A 15861-nucleotide genomic window follows, 5' to 3' on the forward strand; every position below is an offset into this window, starting at 1 on the left:
TTGATCGGCACGCTTGCCACGGGGGCAGCCTTGCGCCTCCAAGGGTACGACGGCGGGGTGACAGTGCCGTAGGGCTTTTCGGTCCGGGTTCCTGGAGCCGGGGCTCCGCCCCGAAGCGAGGACGCTCACGCCGAGCGGCGGAAGCCGATCGTCGGGACCGCCCGGCGCAGTGGCCACGGGCGGGTCACTTCCGGCAGCAGGCCCTCCAGGAACGCGTAGCGGCGCAGTGCCGTCGGATCCTGGTCGTCGACGGACTGGACCCGCCGCCACCAGGCCGCGATCTCGGACCAGCCGGGGGCCGAGAGGGAGCCGCCGAACTCCTGGACGGAGAGCGCGGCGGTGAGCCCGGCGAAGGCGAGGCGGTCGGCGAGCGGCCAGTCGGCCAGGGTGCCCATGACGAAGCCCGCGACGAAGACGTCACCGGCGCCGGTGGGGTCGAGGGCCTCGACCGCGATGGCCGGGACCTCGGCGGTCTCCCCGGTGCGGCCGTCCGCCGCGTACGCGCCCTCGGCACCGAGGGTGACGACGGCCAGCGGCACATACTCGGTCAGCGCGCGGGCCGCGGCCCGCGGACAGTCCGTCCCCGTGTACCGCATCGCCTCCTCCGCGTTCGGCAGAAACGCCTCACAGTGCTCGAGTTCCGCGAGCCCGGCCAGGTCCCAGCGGCCGGTGTCGTCCCAGCCGACGTCCGCGAAGATCCGGGTGCCCGCGCGCGCGGACTCGGCAATCCACTGCGCGCGCGTGCCGGGCGTCAGCGAGGCGACGGCGGCACGCGCGCGGGGGGCGTGTTCCGGCGCGGCCTCCTCCGGCGGCGGCTCGTGCCCGTGGCTGACCATCGTCCGCTCGCCCTCGTACGCCATCGACACGGTGACCGGCGAGTGCCAGCCAGGCACGGTACGCGACGGGGAGAGGTCGATGCCCTCGCCCTGCTCCAGGGCGTCCCAGCAGTACTCCCCGTAGTGGTCGTCCCCGAAGGCCGCCGCCAGGGAGGTCTTGAGGCCGAGGCGGGCGAGCGCGGTCGCCATGTTGGCGACGCCGCCGGGGCTCGACCCCATCCCGCGCGCCCAGGACTCGGTGCCGCGCACCGGGGCGGTGTCGAGCCCGGTGAAGATGATGTCCAGGAAGACGGTGCCCGTGAGATAGACGTCCCAGGGCGGGTCCTGAGCAGTGCGCAGCCCGGCGAGCGGGTCGACATGGGTCTGGCGGTACGGTCGCTCTCCGTTGGACGCGATCACGGTGCGCTCCCTGGCGTGGTGCGGATTCAGGCCAGTGTGCACCAAACGGTACGCGGGACGGTGCCACTCCAGCCGGAGCGGACACGGCGGGTGGACGCGGCGGGTGGACGCGGACCCCGGCAGGCGGCCGCGGGAGCGGCGGCCACACCGGGGCCCGGAAGCAGGTAGTCCCGCCGCGGCCTACTCGAACTCGTACGCCTCGACCTCGGCGAGGTACCGCGCCCGCCGCTCCTCGTCGTGCTCCAGGAAGGACGCCACGAACGAGTTGCGGGCCAGCTCCCGCAGCCGCTCCCGGTCCAGCCCCAGCACCTCGTGCACCGCGTGGAAGTTGTCGCCGACGTAGCCGCCGAAGTACGCGGGGTCGTCGGAGTTGACGGTGCACAGCAGTCCGGCGTCCAGCATCGCGGGCAGCGGGTGGTCCGCCAGGGCGTCCACGGCGCGCAGCCGTACGTTCGACAGCGGGCAGAGCGTCAGCGGGATCCGGTCCCGTACCAGCCGCTCGACCAGTTCGGGGTCCTCCATGCAGCGCAGCCCGTGGTCGACGCGCTCGACGCCGAGGACGTCCAGTGCCTCGGTGATGTACGCCGGCGGCCCCTCCTCGCCCGCGTGGGCGACGCGCCGCAGTCCGAGCGCGGCGGCGGCCTCGTACACCTCGCGGAACTTGACCGGCGGGTGCCCGACCTCGGCGGAGTCGAGGCCGATGCCGACGATCCGGTCGAGGTACGGCTTCGCGGCCTCCAGGGTCGCCATCGCCGACTCGGCGGACTCGTCGCGCAGGAAGCACATGATCAGCTGGGTGGAGATGCCATGCGTCTCCTCGCTGCGGGAGAGCGCGCGGCACAGCCCCTCGACGACCGTGCCCATGCCGACCCCCCGGGCGATGTGGGCCTGCGGGTCGAAGAAGATCTCCGCATGCCGCACGCCCTGCGCGGCGGCCCGCGCGAGGTAGGCGTCGGCCAGGTCGGCGAAGTCATGCTCGGTCCGCAGGACGGCCATGAGCTCGTAGTACAGGTTCAGGAACGACTGGAGATCGTCGAAGAGATACGCCTTGCGCAGCTCCTCGGTGTCCGCGTACGGCAGCGTGACGCTGTTGCGCGCGGCGAGCTCGAAGGCCAGCTCGGGTTCGAGGGTGCCTTCGATGTGGAGGTGCAGTTCTGCTTTGGGGAGGGACATCGAAATATCGTACGGGTGTCTACCGACGATCTCGCGCGACGACGCCTCACCGCCGTTTCGGAACCGGCACCTTCAGCAGATCGTGCGCCACGGTCAGCTCCCCCTCGAACCCGGCGGCCCGAGCCTGCCGCTCGAACTCTTCCTCAGGCTCGGAGTACCGCTGGCTGAAGTGCGTCAGTACGAGATGCCGTACGCCCGCGTCCCGCGCCACCCGCCCTGCCTGACCAGCCGTCAAGTGACCGTGGTCGACGGCGAGTTGGTGATCCTCGTCCAGGAAGGTCGACTCGATGACGAGCAGATCGCAGCCCTCGGCGAGGGCGTGCACGCCGTCACACAGCCGCGTGTCCATGACGAACGCGAACCGCTGCCCGCGCCGTACCTCGCTCACGTCTTCCAGCGAGACCCCGCCGAGTGCGCCCTCGCGCTGGATCCGCCCCACGTCCGGCCCCTTGATCCCGTGCTCCGCGAGCAGCTCGGGCAGCATCCGCCGCGCGTCCGGCTCGACCAGCCGGTAGCCGAACGACTCCACCGGGTGGGAGAGCCTGCGGGCCTCCAGGGTGTACGAGGGGGTGGCGGCCAGCAAACCGTCCGTCTCGACCGGCGCCTGTGTGAGCTCGACGGTCTCGCGGTAGGCGGTGGCGTACCGCAGCCGGTCGAAGAAGCGCTGCCCGGAGCGCGGGTAGTGTGCGGTGATCTCGTGCGGGACGCGGTCGAGGTTGATGCGCTGGATGACTCCGGCGAGCCCGAGCGAGTGGTCGCCGTGGAAGTGGGTGACGCAGATCCGGTGCAGGTCGTGCGCGGCGACCCCGGCCCGCAGCATCTGCCGCTGGGTGCCCTCACCGGGGTCGAAGAGCAGCCCCTCCCCGTCCCAGCGCAGCACATAGCCGTTGTGGTTGCGGTGCCGGGTCGGGACCTGGCTGGCGGTGCCGAGCACCACCAATTCACGTACGGACAAGGCCGGTTATCCCGGCGGCCACTGCATGCCACGGCCGCCCAGGAGGTGGGCGTGCGCGTGGAAGACGGTCTGGCCCGCACCGCTGCCGGTGTTGAACACGATCCGGTAGCTCTCCAGCTTCTCCTCGCCCGCGACCTCCCCGGCCTCACGCAGTATGTCCGCCGCGATGGCGGGCTCGGCGGTCGCGAGGGTCACCGCGTTCGAGTAGTGCACCTTGGGGATGACCAGGATGTGGGTGGGCGCCTGGGGGTTGATGTCCCGGAAGGCGACGGTCGTCTCGGTCTCCCGGACGATGGTCGCGGGAATGTGCCCAGCGATGATCTTGCAGAACAAACAGTCGTCCTGCGGCGCGCCGCCCTCTTCGCGCCCCTGCGGCTCTCCCGTCATGCGTGTGCCTCCTCACGCCGTCTGATCATTACGTCGTGCATGGTATCGGCCTCGGTAAGGGCGGGCGGGTGGGGAAATGGGCCGTCAGCCCAGCTCCGGTACCGACGGTGCCGCCTTCGCCGGGTTCTCCGCGAGCGCGGCCAGCGCGATCCGGATCGCCTCGTCGAGCTGGGTGTCGCGCCCGGCCGCGTAGTCCTGCGGGGCCTGGACCACCTCGACGTCCGGGTCGACCCCGTGGTTCTCCACGCCCCACCCGTAACCCTCCAGCCAGAACGCGTACTTGGGCTGGGTGACGAGTGTGCCGTCGACGAGCCGGTAGCGGCTGTCGATACCGACCACCCCGCCCCACGTCCGCGTCCCGACGACCGGCCCGATGCCCAGCGCCTTGATCGCCGCGTTGACGATGTCGCCGTCCGAGCCGGAGAACTCGTTGGCGACGGCGACGACCGGGCCGCGCGGCGCGTCCTCCGGATAGCTGTACGGCCGCATTCCGCGAGGCAGGTCCCAGCCCACGATCCGCCGCGCGAGCTTCTCGACGACCAGCTGGGAGGTGTGCCCGCCGCGGTTCTCCCGGACGTCCACGACCAGCCCCTCCCGGGCCACTTCGATGCGCAGGTCGCGGTGGATCTGGGCCCAGCCGGGCGCCTGCATGTCGGGCACGTGCAGATAGCCGAGCCGTCCGCCGGACTTCTCGTGGACGTAGGCGCGCCGGTCCGCGACCCAGGCGTGGTAGCGCAGCGGCTCCTCGTCGGCGAGCGGGACCACGACCGCGTGCCGCGGATCGCCGCCGCCGGACGGCGAGACGGTCAGCTCGACCGGCTTGCCGGCGGTGCCGACGAGCAGCGGCCCGGGCCCGGCCACCGGGTCCACCGGCTGCCCGGCGACCGCGACGATCGCGTCCCCGGCGCGCACCGCGACCCCGGGCGCGGCGAGCGGTGCCCGCGCGTCCGGGTCGGAGGTCTCGGAGGGGAGAATGCGGTCGATGCGCCAACTGCCGTCCTCATGGCGGGAGATGTCCGCCCCGAGCAGCCCCTGCGCCCGGTCGCCGCCGCCCCATCCGCCGCGCGGGGTGACGTATGCGTGCGAGGTGCCGAGCTCGCCCTGCACCTCCCACAGCAGGTCCACGAGGTCGTCGTGGGTGGCGACCCGTTCGAGCACCGGCCGGTACCGGTCCAGTACGCCTTCCCAGTCGACCCCGCCCAGGTCGGGCCGCCAGAAGTTGTCCCGCATGAGGCGGCCGGTCTCGTCGTACATCTGCCGCCACTCGGCGGCCGGGTCGACGGTCTGGCGGACCCGGGAGAGGTCGACGGTGATGTTCGTGTCGCTCTCGTCGTCGTTCGAGGCGCGGCGGTCGCTGGGGACGACCTTGAGCTTGCCGTCGGTCCACAGCAGGACCCGCTTGCCGTCACCGCTGACGGCGAAGTGGTCGGCGTCAGCGGCGAGGTGCTCGATGCGCTGCTGGGCGAGGTCGTAGCGCTCCAGTTCGGTCTTCGGGTCCGGGTCGTCCGGGTTGGCGCGGGAGGCGCCGAGGACTCCGACGACCGGGTGGCGCAGCCACAGCAGCCCGTCCTTGGCGGCGCGCAGGGTCGAGTAGCGGGCGGCCTCGACGGGGAACGGGACGATCCGGTCGGCGAGTCCGTCGAGGTCGATGCGGGTGGTGGGGGCGCCCTCGCTGTCGGGCGTCTCGTCCTTGTCGGGTGCCTCGAAGGGGCGGCCGTGGCGCTGCGGCCCGAAGGGGGACGGGGTGGTCGCGGCCAGGGTGATCAGATGCGGCCGGGAGCCCCCGACGAACGCGAGGTCGAAGACGTGTTCGTCGTAGACGGGGTCGAAGGAGCGCGCCGAGAGGAAGGCGAGGTGCTTGCCGTCGAGGGTGAACGCGGGTGCGTAGTCGCGGAAGCGCAGCGGGGTCGCCTCGGTCACCGACAGATCGGCGGTGTTGGCCAGCTTGAGCTGGCGCAGCGGGCGCGGGCCGGGGTGCGACCAGGCGAGCCAGGCGGAGTCGGGCGAGAAGACCAGCCCGGAGACCTCCCCGTCCTCGCTCCGGTCGACCTCGCGTACCTCCCCGGTCTCCCGCTCGACGAGCAGCACCCGTCCGTCATGCGAGGCGACGGCGGCGCGGCTGCCGTCGGGCGCCATGGCGAGCCCGAGCACCCGCCCGAGCTGCCCGGCGGCGAGCCGGCGCGGGGTCGCTCCGGGCGCGAGACCGGTCGCCGGGGCGAACTCCAGCGCGTCGTCGCCCGCCGCGTCCGTCACCCACACCACGTGCTCCTCGCCCTCCACCCGGAAGGTGCGGGGCAGCCGGGCGCGGACGCCGGGCCGGGCGGCGAGCGTGCGGGCGGGGCCGGAGCGGTGGGTGACCCAGTGGACGGCGCCGCGTACGGAGACCGCGCTGCCGCGTCCGGTGTGGTCGGGGGCGGCGGCGGAGAACCAGCGGGAGGCGCTCACGGGATGCGGCTGCTGGTCGACGCGCTGTCCACCGAGCCGGATGTCGAGCCGGCGCGGTTCGGCGCCGTCCAGGTCGTCCAGGAGCCACAGTTCACCGGCGGACGCGTACACGACCCGTACGCCGTCGGTCGCCGCGTGCCGGGCGTAGAAGCCTCCCCCACTCTCGGCTTCTCCCCCACTCTCGGCTTCGCTCGAGCGGGGGGACCCCCATGAGCGGGAGGTGCCCCCACCAGGCGTGTGCCGTCGCAGGTCGGACCCGTCGGCGAGGGAGGAGTAGAGCGCCCCGACGCCCTCGTGGTCCGCCAGGAAGGCGACGCGCTCCCCCACCCACAGGGGGTATTCGAGGTTCCCGTCCAGGTCCTCGTGCAGCCGTACGAACTCCCCGTCGCCCTCCCGGTCGATCCACAGCTTGCCCGCCGTACCGCCGCGGTACCGCTTCCACCAGGCGGCCTCGCGCCCCATGGGAGCGGACAGCAGCAGCACGCCAGGGCCGCCGTGGACGACGTCGCCGACCGGCCCGTACGGGAGGGTGGTCGCGGGGCCGCCGTCGAGCGGGACGGCCCGGGCCCAGCTGCGGCGCAGGCTGGCCTGGCCCTGGGTGCTGAGCGCGAGCACCTGACCGTCCGGGGTCCAGCCGCGCACCTGGGTCTTCGAACTCCCCCAGTACGTCAGCCGTGTGGACGGTCCGCCCTCCAGCGAGGCGGCATGCACCTCGGGCGCGCCGTCGCGCGTGGACGTCCAGGCGACGGTCGTGCCGTCCGGGGAGATGCGCGGGTGGTTCACGGGGACGTTGTCGGCGCTGACCCGCCAGGCGCGGCCGCCGCTGTCGAGAGGAGCGACCCAGACGTCGTCCTCGGCGGTGAAGGCGACCAGATCACCGTGCAGATGCGGAAACCGGAGATACGCAGGCAATACCGACGATGCAGACTGAGTCACCCGATCACCCTATGCAGGGACGGCTCCGACCGACAGGGGTTTGGATCACTTGCCTTGGGAGGGCCAGCAGGTGGGGTCGCCCTTGCACCACATGGTCTTCGTCACGGTGACGGTGGTGGTGGGGCCCGGCCGGTTGTAGGTGGGCGGCTTGTAGGTGGGCGGCTTGTAGGTGGGGGACGTGTACGAGGGTGTGCTCGCGGCGTCGCAGTTCCCCAGCACGTTCACGTGGAACCACTCCTTGCCGCCGACCTTGGCGGTCAGGTTCCCGCGGACGCACTTGCCCTCGACCTCGCGGGTGACCTTCCCGGTGAGGGTGATCTCCCGCCGGTCCTTGGTCTGCCCGCGGCAGTCCACCTCCACCACGGAGGGCGTGGAGGTGGAGGCCGACGGCGTGTGCCCGGGGGTGTACGCCTTGTTCCCGCCGCCGTACGATCCGGTGCAGCTCAGGTACTGCACGTCGACATGCCGGCGCTGCAGTTCCGCGGTCCCCGCCCGGTCGGTCGTGTACGCCACCGCGGAGGCGCTCAGCCCGCCCACCGGCTCGCACGCGGCCACCCCGAGGCCGGCCACCACCGCGAGCCCGGCGACCAGCGGTCCCCGACGGCCCGTCACCCGTCGTCGAATACGCATCAATGCCCGCACAGACGGCAGAGTGCCACTGTCCCGGGCATCGCGGTAGACCCCATACGGCCACTGCACACCCGCGTGTGCCCCGTCGAACGCGGGTACGTCAACCGGCCATTGACTCCGGCTGTCAACTCCGCAGGAGGAGCCACTCCTGGAGCTCCACCCGTCCCCTGTGGAAGCGCGAGGTCAGGACCAGCGGCCCGAGCGCGCCAGCAGCAGCGCCGTCGCCACCGTCCCGGCGGTCGATGTACGCAGCACGCTGCGCCCCAGGTGGTACGTCTTCGCGCCCGCCCCGGTGAACAGCTCGATCTCCTCGGGGGAGATCCCTCCCTCGGGGCCGACGACCAGCACGATCTCCCCGGAGGTGGGGATTTCGGCCGTCGCGAACGGCGCGGTGCCGATTTCCGTGTCCTCGTGCAGCACCGCCGCGAAATCGGCTTTGGCCAGAAGTGCCGCAACCTGCTTGGTCGTTGCCGCGTCCGCGATCTCCGGGAAACGCACCCGGCGCGACTGCTTGCCGGCTTCCCGGGCCGTGGCCCGCCACTTGGCGAGCGCCTTCAGGCCGCGGTCGCCCCTCCACTGGGTGATGCAGCGGGAGGCGGCCCAGGGGACGATCGCGTCGACGCCGGTCTCGGTCATGGTCTCGACCGCCAGCTCACCCCGGTCGCCCTTGGGGAGGGCCTGGACGACGGTGATGCGCGGCTCCTCCACCGGCTCGTCGGCCACCGAATCCATCTGCAGGATCAGACGGTCCTTGCCCTCGGTGGAGACGACCACGCACTCCGCCCAGCGCCCGGCCCCGTCCGTGAGGACGACGTCCTCGCCGGGGTTCAGCCGCTTCACGGAGACGGCGTGCCGCCCCTCGGGGCCGTCGAGGACATAGCGTCCGGCGTCGCCCGCGTTGAAGTGCTCGACCACGAACACCGGCGCCGTCATCGGACCTCACCCTCCGCTTCCCCGGCGGCCGACAACGCTGTCTTCGCCGCTTCGAGCTCCCCGCTCAGCACCTCCACCAGCTGCCCCGCGGGCAGGTCTCGGGCCATGCGGTGCCCCTGTCCGGCCCACAGCGCCATGCCCTGCGCGTCGCCCGCCTTGGCCGCCGCCTTGCGCAGCGGGGCGGTGAGGTAGTTGATCTCGGGGTACGCGGCGGGCGCGTACGGGCCGTGCTCGCGCATGAACCGGTTGACCAGGCCGCGCGCCGGGCGACCGGTGAACGCGCGCGTCAGCTCCGTGCGTACGAAGAGAGGGTTGGTCAGCGCCTGCTTGTGCACGGGGTTCGCACCGGACTCGGGGGTGGCCAGGAACGCGGTGCCGAGCTGCGCGGCGCTCGCGCCCGCCGCGAGCACCGCGGCGATCTGGCTGCCGCGCATGATGCCGCCGGCCGCCACGATCGGGATGTCCACGGTCTCCCGGACCAGGGTGATCAGAGACAGCAGCCCGATCCCCGTACCGTCCGTCTCCGGATTGTCGCGGTGGGTGCCCTGGTGGCCGCCCGCCTCCACGCCCTGCACGACGACCGCGGCGGCGCCCGCGCGCTGCACGGCGAGGGCCTCCTCCGCCGTGGTCGCGGTGACCATGGTGAGCGTGCCGGCACGGCGCAGGGAGTCCAGGACGTCCCGGCTCGGGACACCGAAGTGGAACGAGACCACCGGCACCGGGTTGTCGTGGAGGACGGCGAGCTTGGCGTCGTAGCCGTCGTCGCGACCGCTGTCCGGCTCTCCGAGGTCGGTCTCGTACCAGGAGGCCTCACCGGCGAGCTGGTGGGCGTACACCTCGACCGCGGCGGGATCCGCGTAGTCGGGCTGCGGCATGAACAGATTGACCCCGAAGGGTCGGGCCGTGAGCCCCCGCAACTGCTTGATCTCCTGGTACATGCCGTCGGCGGTCTTGTACCCGGCGGCGAGGAACCCGAGCCCGCCGGCCTCGGACACGGCGGCGGCGAGCTGCGGGACGGAGACGCCGCCCGCCATGGGAGCCTGCACGATCGGGTGAGGGAAGAGATCGGTCAGTGCGGTGGACATGACGGCATGTTGTCACGTCCTCCGAACAAGTCCGAATCGGGCCTTCCGCCTGGCACAGGCCATGGGGACGGGCGGCCGCGAACGGGTGTCCGCGGCCGAAGAACCCACCGAGGTCCGGGGGCGGGAGCCCCCGGGAATCCCCGTCAGCGACCGTTGAACGCGTCCTTCAGGCGCGAGAACAGCCCCTGCTGCCCGGGCTGGAACTGCCCCGTGGGCCGCTCCTCCCCCCGCAGCAGCGCCAGCTCCCGCAGCAACCGCTCCTGCTCGGCATCGAGCTTCGTCGGCGTGGTCACCTCGACGTGCACGATGAGGTCACCGCGGCCACCGCCCCGCAGATGCGTGACACCCCGCCCGTGCAGCGGAATCGACTGCCCGGACTGCGTGCCCGGACGGATGTCGACCTCCTCAAGCCCGTCGAGGGTCTCCAGCGGCACCTTGGTGCCGAGCGACGCCGCGGTCATCGGAATGGTCACCGTGCAGTGCAGATCGTCACCGCGCCGCTGGAAGGTCGAGTGCGGCAGTTCGTGGATCTCCACGTACAGGTCACCGGCGGGACCGCCACCGGGGCCGACCTCGCCCTCGCCCGCGAGCTGGATCCGCGTGCCGTTGTCGACACCGGCGGGGATCTTGACGGTCAGCGTCCGACGGGACCGCACCCGCCCGTCACCGGCGCACTCGGGGCAGGGAGTCGGGACGACGGTCCCGAAGCCCTGGCACTGCGGACACGGCCGGGAGGTCATGACCTGCCCCAGGAAGGACCGCGTGACCTGGGACACCTCGCCCCGCCCGCGACACATGTCACAGGTCTGGGCCGAGGTACCCGGCGCCGCACCCTCACCGTTGCAGGTGGCGCAGACGACGGCCGTGTCGACCTGGATGTCCTTCGTCGTGCCGAAGGCGGCCTCGTCCAGCTCGATCTCGAGCCGGATCATGGCGTCCTGGCCACGCCGCGTACGCGAGCGCGGGCCGCGCTGCGACGCCGTACCGAAGAAAGCGTCCATGATGTCCGAGAAGTTCCCGAACCCGCCGGCTCCGAAGCCGCCCGCGCCGCCGCCCGACTGGGACAGCGGGTCGCCGCCGAGGTCGTAGACCTGCTTCTTCTGCGGGTCCGACAACACCTCGTACGCGGCGTTGATCTCCTTGAACCGCTCCTGCGTCTTCGGATCGGGATTGACGTCCGGATGCAGCTCGCGTGCGAGCCGCCGGAAGGCCTTCTTGATCTCGTCCTGGGACGCGTCGCGGCGCACGCCGAGTACGGCGTAGTAGTCCGTGGCCACTTACGACTCCGCCAGGATCTGTCCGACGTACCGTGCCACCGCTCGTACCGCTCCCATCGTTCCCGGGTAATCCATGCGGGTCGGTCCGACCACGCCGAGTTTGGCTACTGCCTCGCCGCCCGAACCGTAGCCGACCGAGACCACGGACGTGGAGTTGAGTCCCTCATACGCGTTCTCGTGCCCGATTCGCACGGTCATGCTCGAATCCCCGGCCTCACCAAGCAACTTGAGGAGCACGACCTGCTCCTCCAGCGCCTCCAGCACCGGCCGGATGGTGAGAGGGAAGTCATGTCCGAAGCGCGTCAGATTGGCGGTTCCGCCGATCATCAGCCGCTCCTCGGTCTCCTCGACGAGCGTCTCCAGAAGGGTGGAGAGCACCGTCGCGACCGTACCGCGATCCTCCGCCTCGAACGCGTCCGGGAGGTCCTGCACCAGCTGCGGGACATCCGCGAAGCGACGGCCCGCGACCCGGCTGTTGAGCCGGGCCCGCAGATCCGCGAGAGACGTTTCTCCGAACGGCGCCGGGCAGTCGATCATGCGCTGCTCGACCCGTCCCGTGTCCGTGATCAGCACGAGCATCACGCGGGCGGGGGCGAGGGACAACAGCTCGACATGCCGCACGGTGGATCTCGTCAGCGACGGATACTGCACGACGGCGACCTGCCGCGTCAGCTGCGCGAGCAGCCGCACCGTCCGCCCCACGACATCATCGAGATCAACGGCGCCGTCCAGGAAATTCTGAATCGCACGCCGCTCGGGCGCGGTCATCGGCTTGACGCCGGCGAGCTTGTCGACGAAGAGCCGGTAGCCCTTGTCGGTGGGGATGCGCCCGGCGCTGGTGTGCGGCTGGGCGATGTACCCCTCGTCCTCCAGGGCGGCCATGTCGTTGCGAACGGTGGCCGGGGACACTCCCAGCCGGTGCCGCTCGGTCAGCGCCTTGGAGCCGACCGCGACCGGCTCGTCGGTGCCGACATAGTCCTGGACGATGGCGCGCAGCACTTCGAGCCTGCGTTCACTGAGCATCGCGCACACCTCCAGCTGTCGACCCCTCGGCGCCTCGCTTGGCACTCAGCGCGTGCGAGTGCCAGCATTCCCCGGCCCAGTGTACGGCCGGTGGGTACGGCCCCGGCAAGGGCGGGCCCGCGATCTTGCGCGACGTGCACCGACGTGTCCTGCGATGTCGTACTGTCCACCCCCGTGATCCCCCGCGATCCCCTGTGATCCCCCGTGATGTCGTACCGCCCACGCCCTCACCGCTAGCGTCGGCGTATGAAGGTGACTTGGGAAGAGGCGGGGTGGGAGGAGCTGGCACCGCGGGTGGGGCGGCGGCGGCTTCCGGTCTGGGACTGCACGGCCGGGCTGGTGGTGGGCGAGGGCGGGGCGCTGCTGATCGACGCGGGGTCGAGCCTCGGGGAGGGCGCGCGGTTGCGCGCCGAGGCGGAGTCGCTCGTCGGCCGTCGTGTGACCCTTCTCGCGCTCACGCACCCCCACTTCGACCATGTCTTCGGCGCGGCGGCGTTCGCGGGCGCGGAGATCTTCGTCGCGGGCGGCTCGTCCGAGGTGTACGAACACGGGCGCGAGGAGCTGTACGCGGACGCGGTCCGCAATGGGCTGGACGCGCGGGCGGCGGAGGAGGCGGCGGACACCCTGGTGCGTCCCCGCCAGTTCGTGTGGGGCACGTGGAACCTGGAGCTGGACGGTGGCATCGAGGTCCGGCTGGTGCGGACGGGCGAGGGCCACACGGCCCACGACCTCGTGATCGTGGTGCCGGGCGACCCGACGGTGGTGTTCTGCGGCGACCTGGTCGAGGAGTCCGGCGAGCCCCAGGCGGGCCCCGACGCCGTGCCGTCGCGCTGGCCCGCGGCCCTCGACCGGCTGCTCGACCTGGGCGGGGAGGACGTGTTGTACGTACCTGGTCACGGAGCGGTCGTGGACGCCGGGTTCGTACGGTCGCAGCGGGACGCCCTGGCCGAGCGTTTCGGCGTGTCGCGTTCCGGCGTGTCGCGGTGACTGCCGCCGGGCTTCTCCTATCGTCATCCGAATGCGCCAGTACTCTCCGGACCTGACCCCGTCGTGGAAGAAGCCCAAGCCCGTGCCCGAGGTGCCGGCGGAGCCGGGCCTGGTGGTCGAGGAGCCGGGCACCGGTTTCTGCGGAGCGGTGATCCGCTGCGAGGCGGGCACGGTGACGCTGGAGGACCGCTTCGGCAAGCACCGGGTGTTCCCGCTGGAGCCGCGCGGCTTCCTCCTGGAGGGCCAGGTCATCACTCTCACCCGCCCCTCCGCCACCACTCCCGTCCGTCCGGCCCGGACGGCCTCCGGATCGGTTGCCCTCCCCGGCGCGCGGGCCCGGATCGCCCGCGCCGGTCGGATCTACGTGGAGGGCCGGCACGACGCCGAGCTGGTCGAACGGGTCTGGGGCGACGACCTGCGCATCGAGGGCGTCGTGGTCGAGTACCTGGAGGGCATCGACGACCTGCCCTCGATCGTGGCGGACTTCGCGCCCGGCCCTGACGCCCGCCTCGGCGTGCTCGTCGACCACCTCGTCCCCGGCACCAAGGAGTCCCGTATCGCGGCCTCCGTCACGAGCGACCACGCCCTGGTCCTCGGCCACCCCTACATCGACATCTGGGAAGCCGTGAAACCGTCTTCCGTGGGCATCCGGTCCTGGCCCCGGGTGCCCCACGGCCAGGACTGGAAGACGGGCGTGTGCCGGGCGCTGGGCTGGCCGGAGAACACGGGGGCGGCCTGGCAGCACATTCTGTCGCGGGTGCGGTCCTACAAGGATCTGGAGCCGGAACTGCTGGGTCGGGTGGAGGAGTTGATCGACTTCGTCACGGCCAGCGGTGAGGCTTGACGCCGGAGAATGTTCCGAAGTCGCTGGTGTCCAGTTCGAGCCCCAGAATCTCCAGCGGCAGCGGGTCTCCGAACTTCGTGATCTGCTGCACCTGGTAGTCGGCCCCCTCTCCCTCGCCCACGGGCTTCGTCAGCAGGACGCACTGTGCCATGATCGGGTCGACGATGAGGTAGGCGGGCACCTTGCCGACGGCGTAGATCGACCGCTTGATTCCGTAGTCCCTTGCGGCACTGGTCTTGGAGACGACCTCGACGACCATCGCAAGCAACTGGGACGGCAGTAGGCGTCCCGATTCCGGACCGGCGCCGATCTCCATCACCACCAGGTCCGGCACGGGCTCACTGGCCTCGTCGATGATGTCGATGTCCTGAGTCTGGAGCCGTTCCCAGCGCTTGCCCGGGACCTGGTCCTGCACGCTCGTGACGATCCGATTGTGCACCAGATCAGGACTGGCCATCATCACGATTTCCCCCCGGAGAAGCTCGACTTTGACGCCCTCGGGAGGCTCAAACTCCTCGAAGAACTTGGCCATCCCGTACTCGTCCACAGCGGTCATCTCCGTGGCCTCCACATCCGCCGCGTACTTTTAGCGGCAGCCTACGAACCAGGTTAGGGACCGAACCGCCGTTCCGCACCGATTCACCCGCCGGAGTGATCAGTCCACCAGGTCCCTGACCACCGCATCCGCCAGCAACCGCCCCCGCAGCGTCAGCACCGCACGCCCCTCCTCGTACGGCCCCGCTTCCAGCAGACCGTCGGCCAGCGCCCGCCGTGAGGCCGCCAGTCCCTCCGGGCGCAGCAGCGACAACGGGCAGCCTTCCCGCAGTCGTAGCTCCAGCAGGACGCGCTCCACCCTGCGGTCCTCCTCGGAGAGGAGCTCGCGGCCCGCGCCCGGGGAGCGGCCGGAGGCCAGCGCCGCCGCGTACGCCCCCGGATGCTTCACGTTCCACCAGCGCACGCCGCCGACGTGGCTGTGGGCGCCGGGGCCCGCGCCCCACCAGTCGGCGCCGCGCCAGTACAACTCGTTGTGCAGGCAGCGGCCCGCCTCCGACGTGGCCCAGTTGGACACCTCGTACCAGTCGAAGCCCGCCGCCGACATCACCTCGTCCGCGATCAGGTACCGGTCGGCGTGGACGTCGTCGTCCGTCATCGGGACCTCGCCGCGGCGGATGCGGCGGGCGAGCTGGGTGCCCTCCTCGACGATCAGGGCGTACGCGGAGATGTGGTCGGGACCGGCGCCGAGCGCGGCGTCCAGGGACGCGCGCCAGTCGTCGTCCGACTCCCCCGGTGTGCCGTAGATCAGGTCGAGGTTCACGTGCTCGAAGCCCGCCGCGCGGGCCTCGGCGACGCAGGCCTCGGGGCGGCCGGGGGTGTGCGTGCGGTCGAGCACCTTCAGTACGTGCTGCCGGGCGCTCTGCATGCCGAAGGAGATCCGGTTGAAGCCTCCGGCGCGGAGGGTCGCGAGGTACGCGGGGTCGACCGACTCCGGGTTCGCCTCGGTCGTGACCTCCGCGTCGGCGGACAGTCCGAATTCCTCCCGGATCGCCCCCAGCATCCGTACGAGATCGTCGGCGGCCAGCAGCGTCGGCGTACCGCCTCCGACGAAGACCGTGCGGACGGGGCGCGGGTCGTCGCCGAGAACCTTGCGGGCGAGCCGGACCTCGTCGATCAACGTCTCCGCGTAGTTGTCGCGGGAGGCGAGCACGCCTCCGGTGCCCCGCAGCTCGGTCGCCGTGTAGGTGTTGAAGTCGCAGTAGCCGCAGCGGGTCGCGCAGTACGGCACATGGAGGTAGAAACCGAGGGGGCGATCGGCGGCTCCGGCCAGGGCGTGCGCGGGCAGCGCCCCGTCGTCGGGGACGGGCTCACCGTCGGGAAGTGCGGAAGGCATGCGTTCCATTGTCCCGCACCCGGCCGCATGCCCCTTCCCGCGCGCTCACCTCCCGTTTTCCCA

Annotated in this window: 14 protein-coding genes; 2 read left to right on the forward strand and 12 right to left on the reverse strand. The window is 71.7% G+C overall.

What is annotated here, in order from left to right:
* Positions 1 to 125 precede the first annotated feature (125 nt).
* From OG747_RS14120 to hrcA, 10 genes are all read right to left on the reverse strand, one after another.
* Positions 126 to 1235, reverse strand: a complete 1110-nt coding sequence (locus tag OG747_RS14120; protein ID WP_405879677.1) for a carbohydrate kinase family protein — start codon at positions 1233 to 1235, stop codon at positions 126 to 128.
* 180 nt (positions 1236 to 1415) lie between these two features.
* The gene (locus OG747_RS14125; protein WP_405879678.1) at positions 1416 to 2408 is read right to left on the reverse strand and encodes an adenosine deaminase; all 993 of its coding nucleotides are present in this window, start codon (positions 2406 to 2408) and stop codon (positions 1416 to 1418) included.
* Positions 2409 to 2454: 46 nt separating this feature from the next.
* On the reverse strand, positions 2455 to 3363 hold the full coding sequence (locus tag OG747_RS14130; protein ID WP_405879679.1) for a ribonuclease Z: 909 nt from the start codon (positions 3361 to 3363) through the stop codon (positions 2455 to 2457).
* A gap of 6 nt (positions 3364 to 3369) precedes the next feature.
* Complete coding sequence (locus tag OG747_RS14135) at positions 3370 to 3750, reverse strand: histidine triad nucleotide-binding protein (RefSeq protein ID WP_405879680.1); 381 nt, start codon at positions 3748 to 3750, stop codon at positions 3370 to 3372.
* Between the two features lie 84 nt (positions 3751 to 3834).
* Complete coding sequence (locus tag OG747_RS14140; RefSeq protein ID WP_405879681.1) at positions 3835 to 7131, reverse strand: S41 family peptidase; 3297 nt, start codon at positions 7129 to 7131, stop codon at positions 3835 to 3837.
* A gap of 45 nt (positions 7132 to 7176) precedes the next feature.
* The gene (locus OG747_RS14145) at positions 7177 to 7761 is read right to left on the reverse strand and encodes a hypothetical protein (protein WP_405879682.1); all 585 of its coding nucleotides are present in this window, start codon (positions 7759 to 7761) and stop codon (positions 7177 to 7179) included.
* A gap of 183 nt (positions 7762 to 7944) precedes the next feature.
* Positions 7945 to 8694 (reverse strand): 16S rRNA (uracil(1498)-N(3))-methyltransferase, encoded by a 750-nt coding sequence (locus OG747_RS14150; protein ID WP_405879683.1) that lies wholly within the window; start codon positions 8692 to 8694, stop codon positions 7945 to 7947.
* On the reverse strand, positions 8691 to 9779 hold the full coding sequence (locus OG747_RS14155; protein ID WP_405879684.1) for a nitronate monooxygenase: 1089 nt from the start codon (positions 9777 to 9779) through the stop codon (positions 8691 to 8693). The genes OG747_RS14150 and OG747_RS14155 overlap by 4 nt, the downstream gene beginning before the upstream one ends.
* Before the next feature lie 143 nt (positions 9780 to 9922).
* A complete protein-coding gene (dnaJ, locus tag OG747_RS14160) occupies positions 9923 to 11056 on the reverse strand; it encodes a molecular chaperone DnaJ (protein ID WP_405879685.1) in 1134 nt (377 codons plus the stop codon).
* Positions 11057 to 12079, reverse strand: coding sequence for a heat-inducible transcriptional repressor HrcA (hrcA, locus tag OG747_RS14165; RefSeq protein WP_075032705.1), 1023 nt, complete (start codon positions 12077 to 12079; stop codon positions 11057 to 11059).
* Positions 12080 to 12325: 246 nt separating this feature from the next.
* On the opposite strand from hrcA, the gene OG747_RS14170 reads away from it, so the two are divergent.
* Positions 12326 to 13066 (forward strand): MBL fold metallo-hydrolase, encoded by a 741-nt coding sequence (locus tag OG747_RS14170; RefSeq protein WP_405879686.1) that lies wholly within the window; start codon positions 12326 to 12328, stop codon positions 13064 to 13066.
* Between the two features lie 31 nt (positions 13067 to 13097).
* Positions 13098 to 13910 (forward strand): DUF3097 domain-containing protein, encoded by an 813-nt coding sequence (locus OG747_RS14175; protein WP_405879687.1) that lies wholly within the window; start codon positions 13098 to 13100, stop codon positions 13908 to 13910.
* Here the strand turns inward: OG747_RS14175 and OG747_RS14180 are convergent.
* The gene (locus OG747_RS14180) at positions 13888 to 14466 is read right to left on the reverse strand and encodes a Uma2 family endonuclease (protein WP_405879688.1); all 579 of its coding nucleotides are present in this window, start codon (positions 14464 to 14466) and stop codon (positions 13888 to 13890) included. The genes OG747_RS14175 and OG747_RS14180 overlap by 23 nt on opposite strands.
* 99 nt (positions 14467 to 14565) lie before the next feature.
* Positions 14566 to 15798, reverse strand: coding sequence for a radical SAM family heme chaperone HemW (hemW, locus tag OG747_RS14185; RefSeq protein WP_405879689.1), 1233 nt, complete (start codon positions 15796 to 15798; stop codon positions 14566 to 14568).
* Between the last annotated feature and the right edge of the window lie 63 nt (positions 15799 to 15861).

The sequence above is a fragment of the Streptomyces sp. NBC_01384 genome, from assembly GCF_045040035.1.
Taxonomy (GTDB): Bacteria; Actinomycetota; Actinomycetes; order Streptomycetales; family Streptomycetaceae; genus Streptomyces.

Coding starts and splice junctions, on each gene's coding strand:
- OG747_RS14125 (WP_405879678.1), bottom strand. CDS start 2,408: ATGTCCCTCCCCAAAGCAGAACTGCACCTCCACATCGAAGGCACCCTC.
- OG747_RS14135 (WP_405879680.1), bottom strand. CDS start 3,750: ATGACGGGAGAGCCGCAGGGGCGCGAAGAGGGCGGCGCGCCGCAGGAC.
- OG747_RS14145 (WP_405879682.1), bottom strand. CDS start 7,761: ATGCGTATTCGACGACGGGTGACGGGCCGTCGGGGACCGCTGGTCGCC.
- OG747_RS14150 (WP_405879683.1), bottom strand. CDS start 8,694: ATGACGGCGCCGGTGTTCGTGGTCGAGCACTTCAACGCGGGCGACGCC.
- OG747_RS14155 (WP_405879684.1), bottom strand. CDS start 9,779: ATGTCCACCGCACTGACCGATCTCTTCCCTCACCCGATCGTGCAGGCT.
- hrcA (WP_075032705.1), bottom strand. CDS start 12,079: ATGCTCAGTGAACGCAGGCTCGAAGTGCTGCGCGCCATCGTCCAGGAC.
- OG747_RS14170 (WP_405879686.1), top strand. CDS start 12,326: ATGAAGGTGACTTGGGAAGAGGCGGGGTGGGAGGAGCTGGCACCGCGG.
- OG747_RS14175 (WP_405879687.1), top strand. CDS start 13,098: ATGCGCCAGTACTCTCCGGACCTGACCCCGTCGTGGAAGAAGCCCAAG.
- OG747_RS14180 (WP_405879688.1), bottom strand. CDS start 14,466: ATGACCGCTGTGGACGAGTACGGGATGGCCAAGTTCTTCGAGGAGTTT.
- hemW (WP_405879689.1), bottom strand. CDS start 15,798: ATGCCTTCCGCACTTCCCGACGGTGAGCCCGTCCCCGACGACGGGGCG.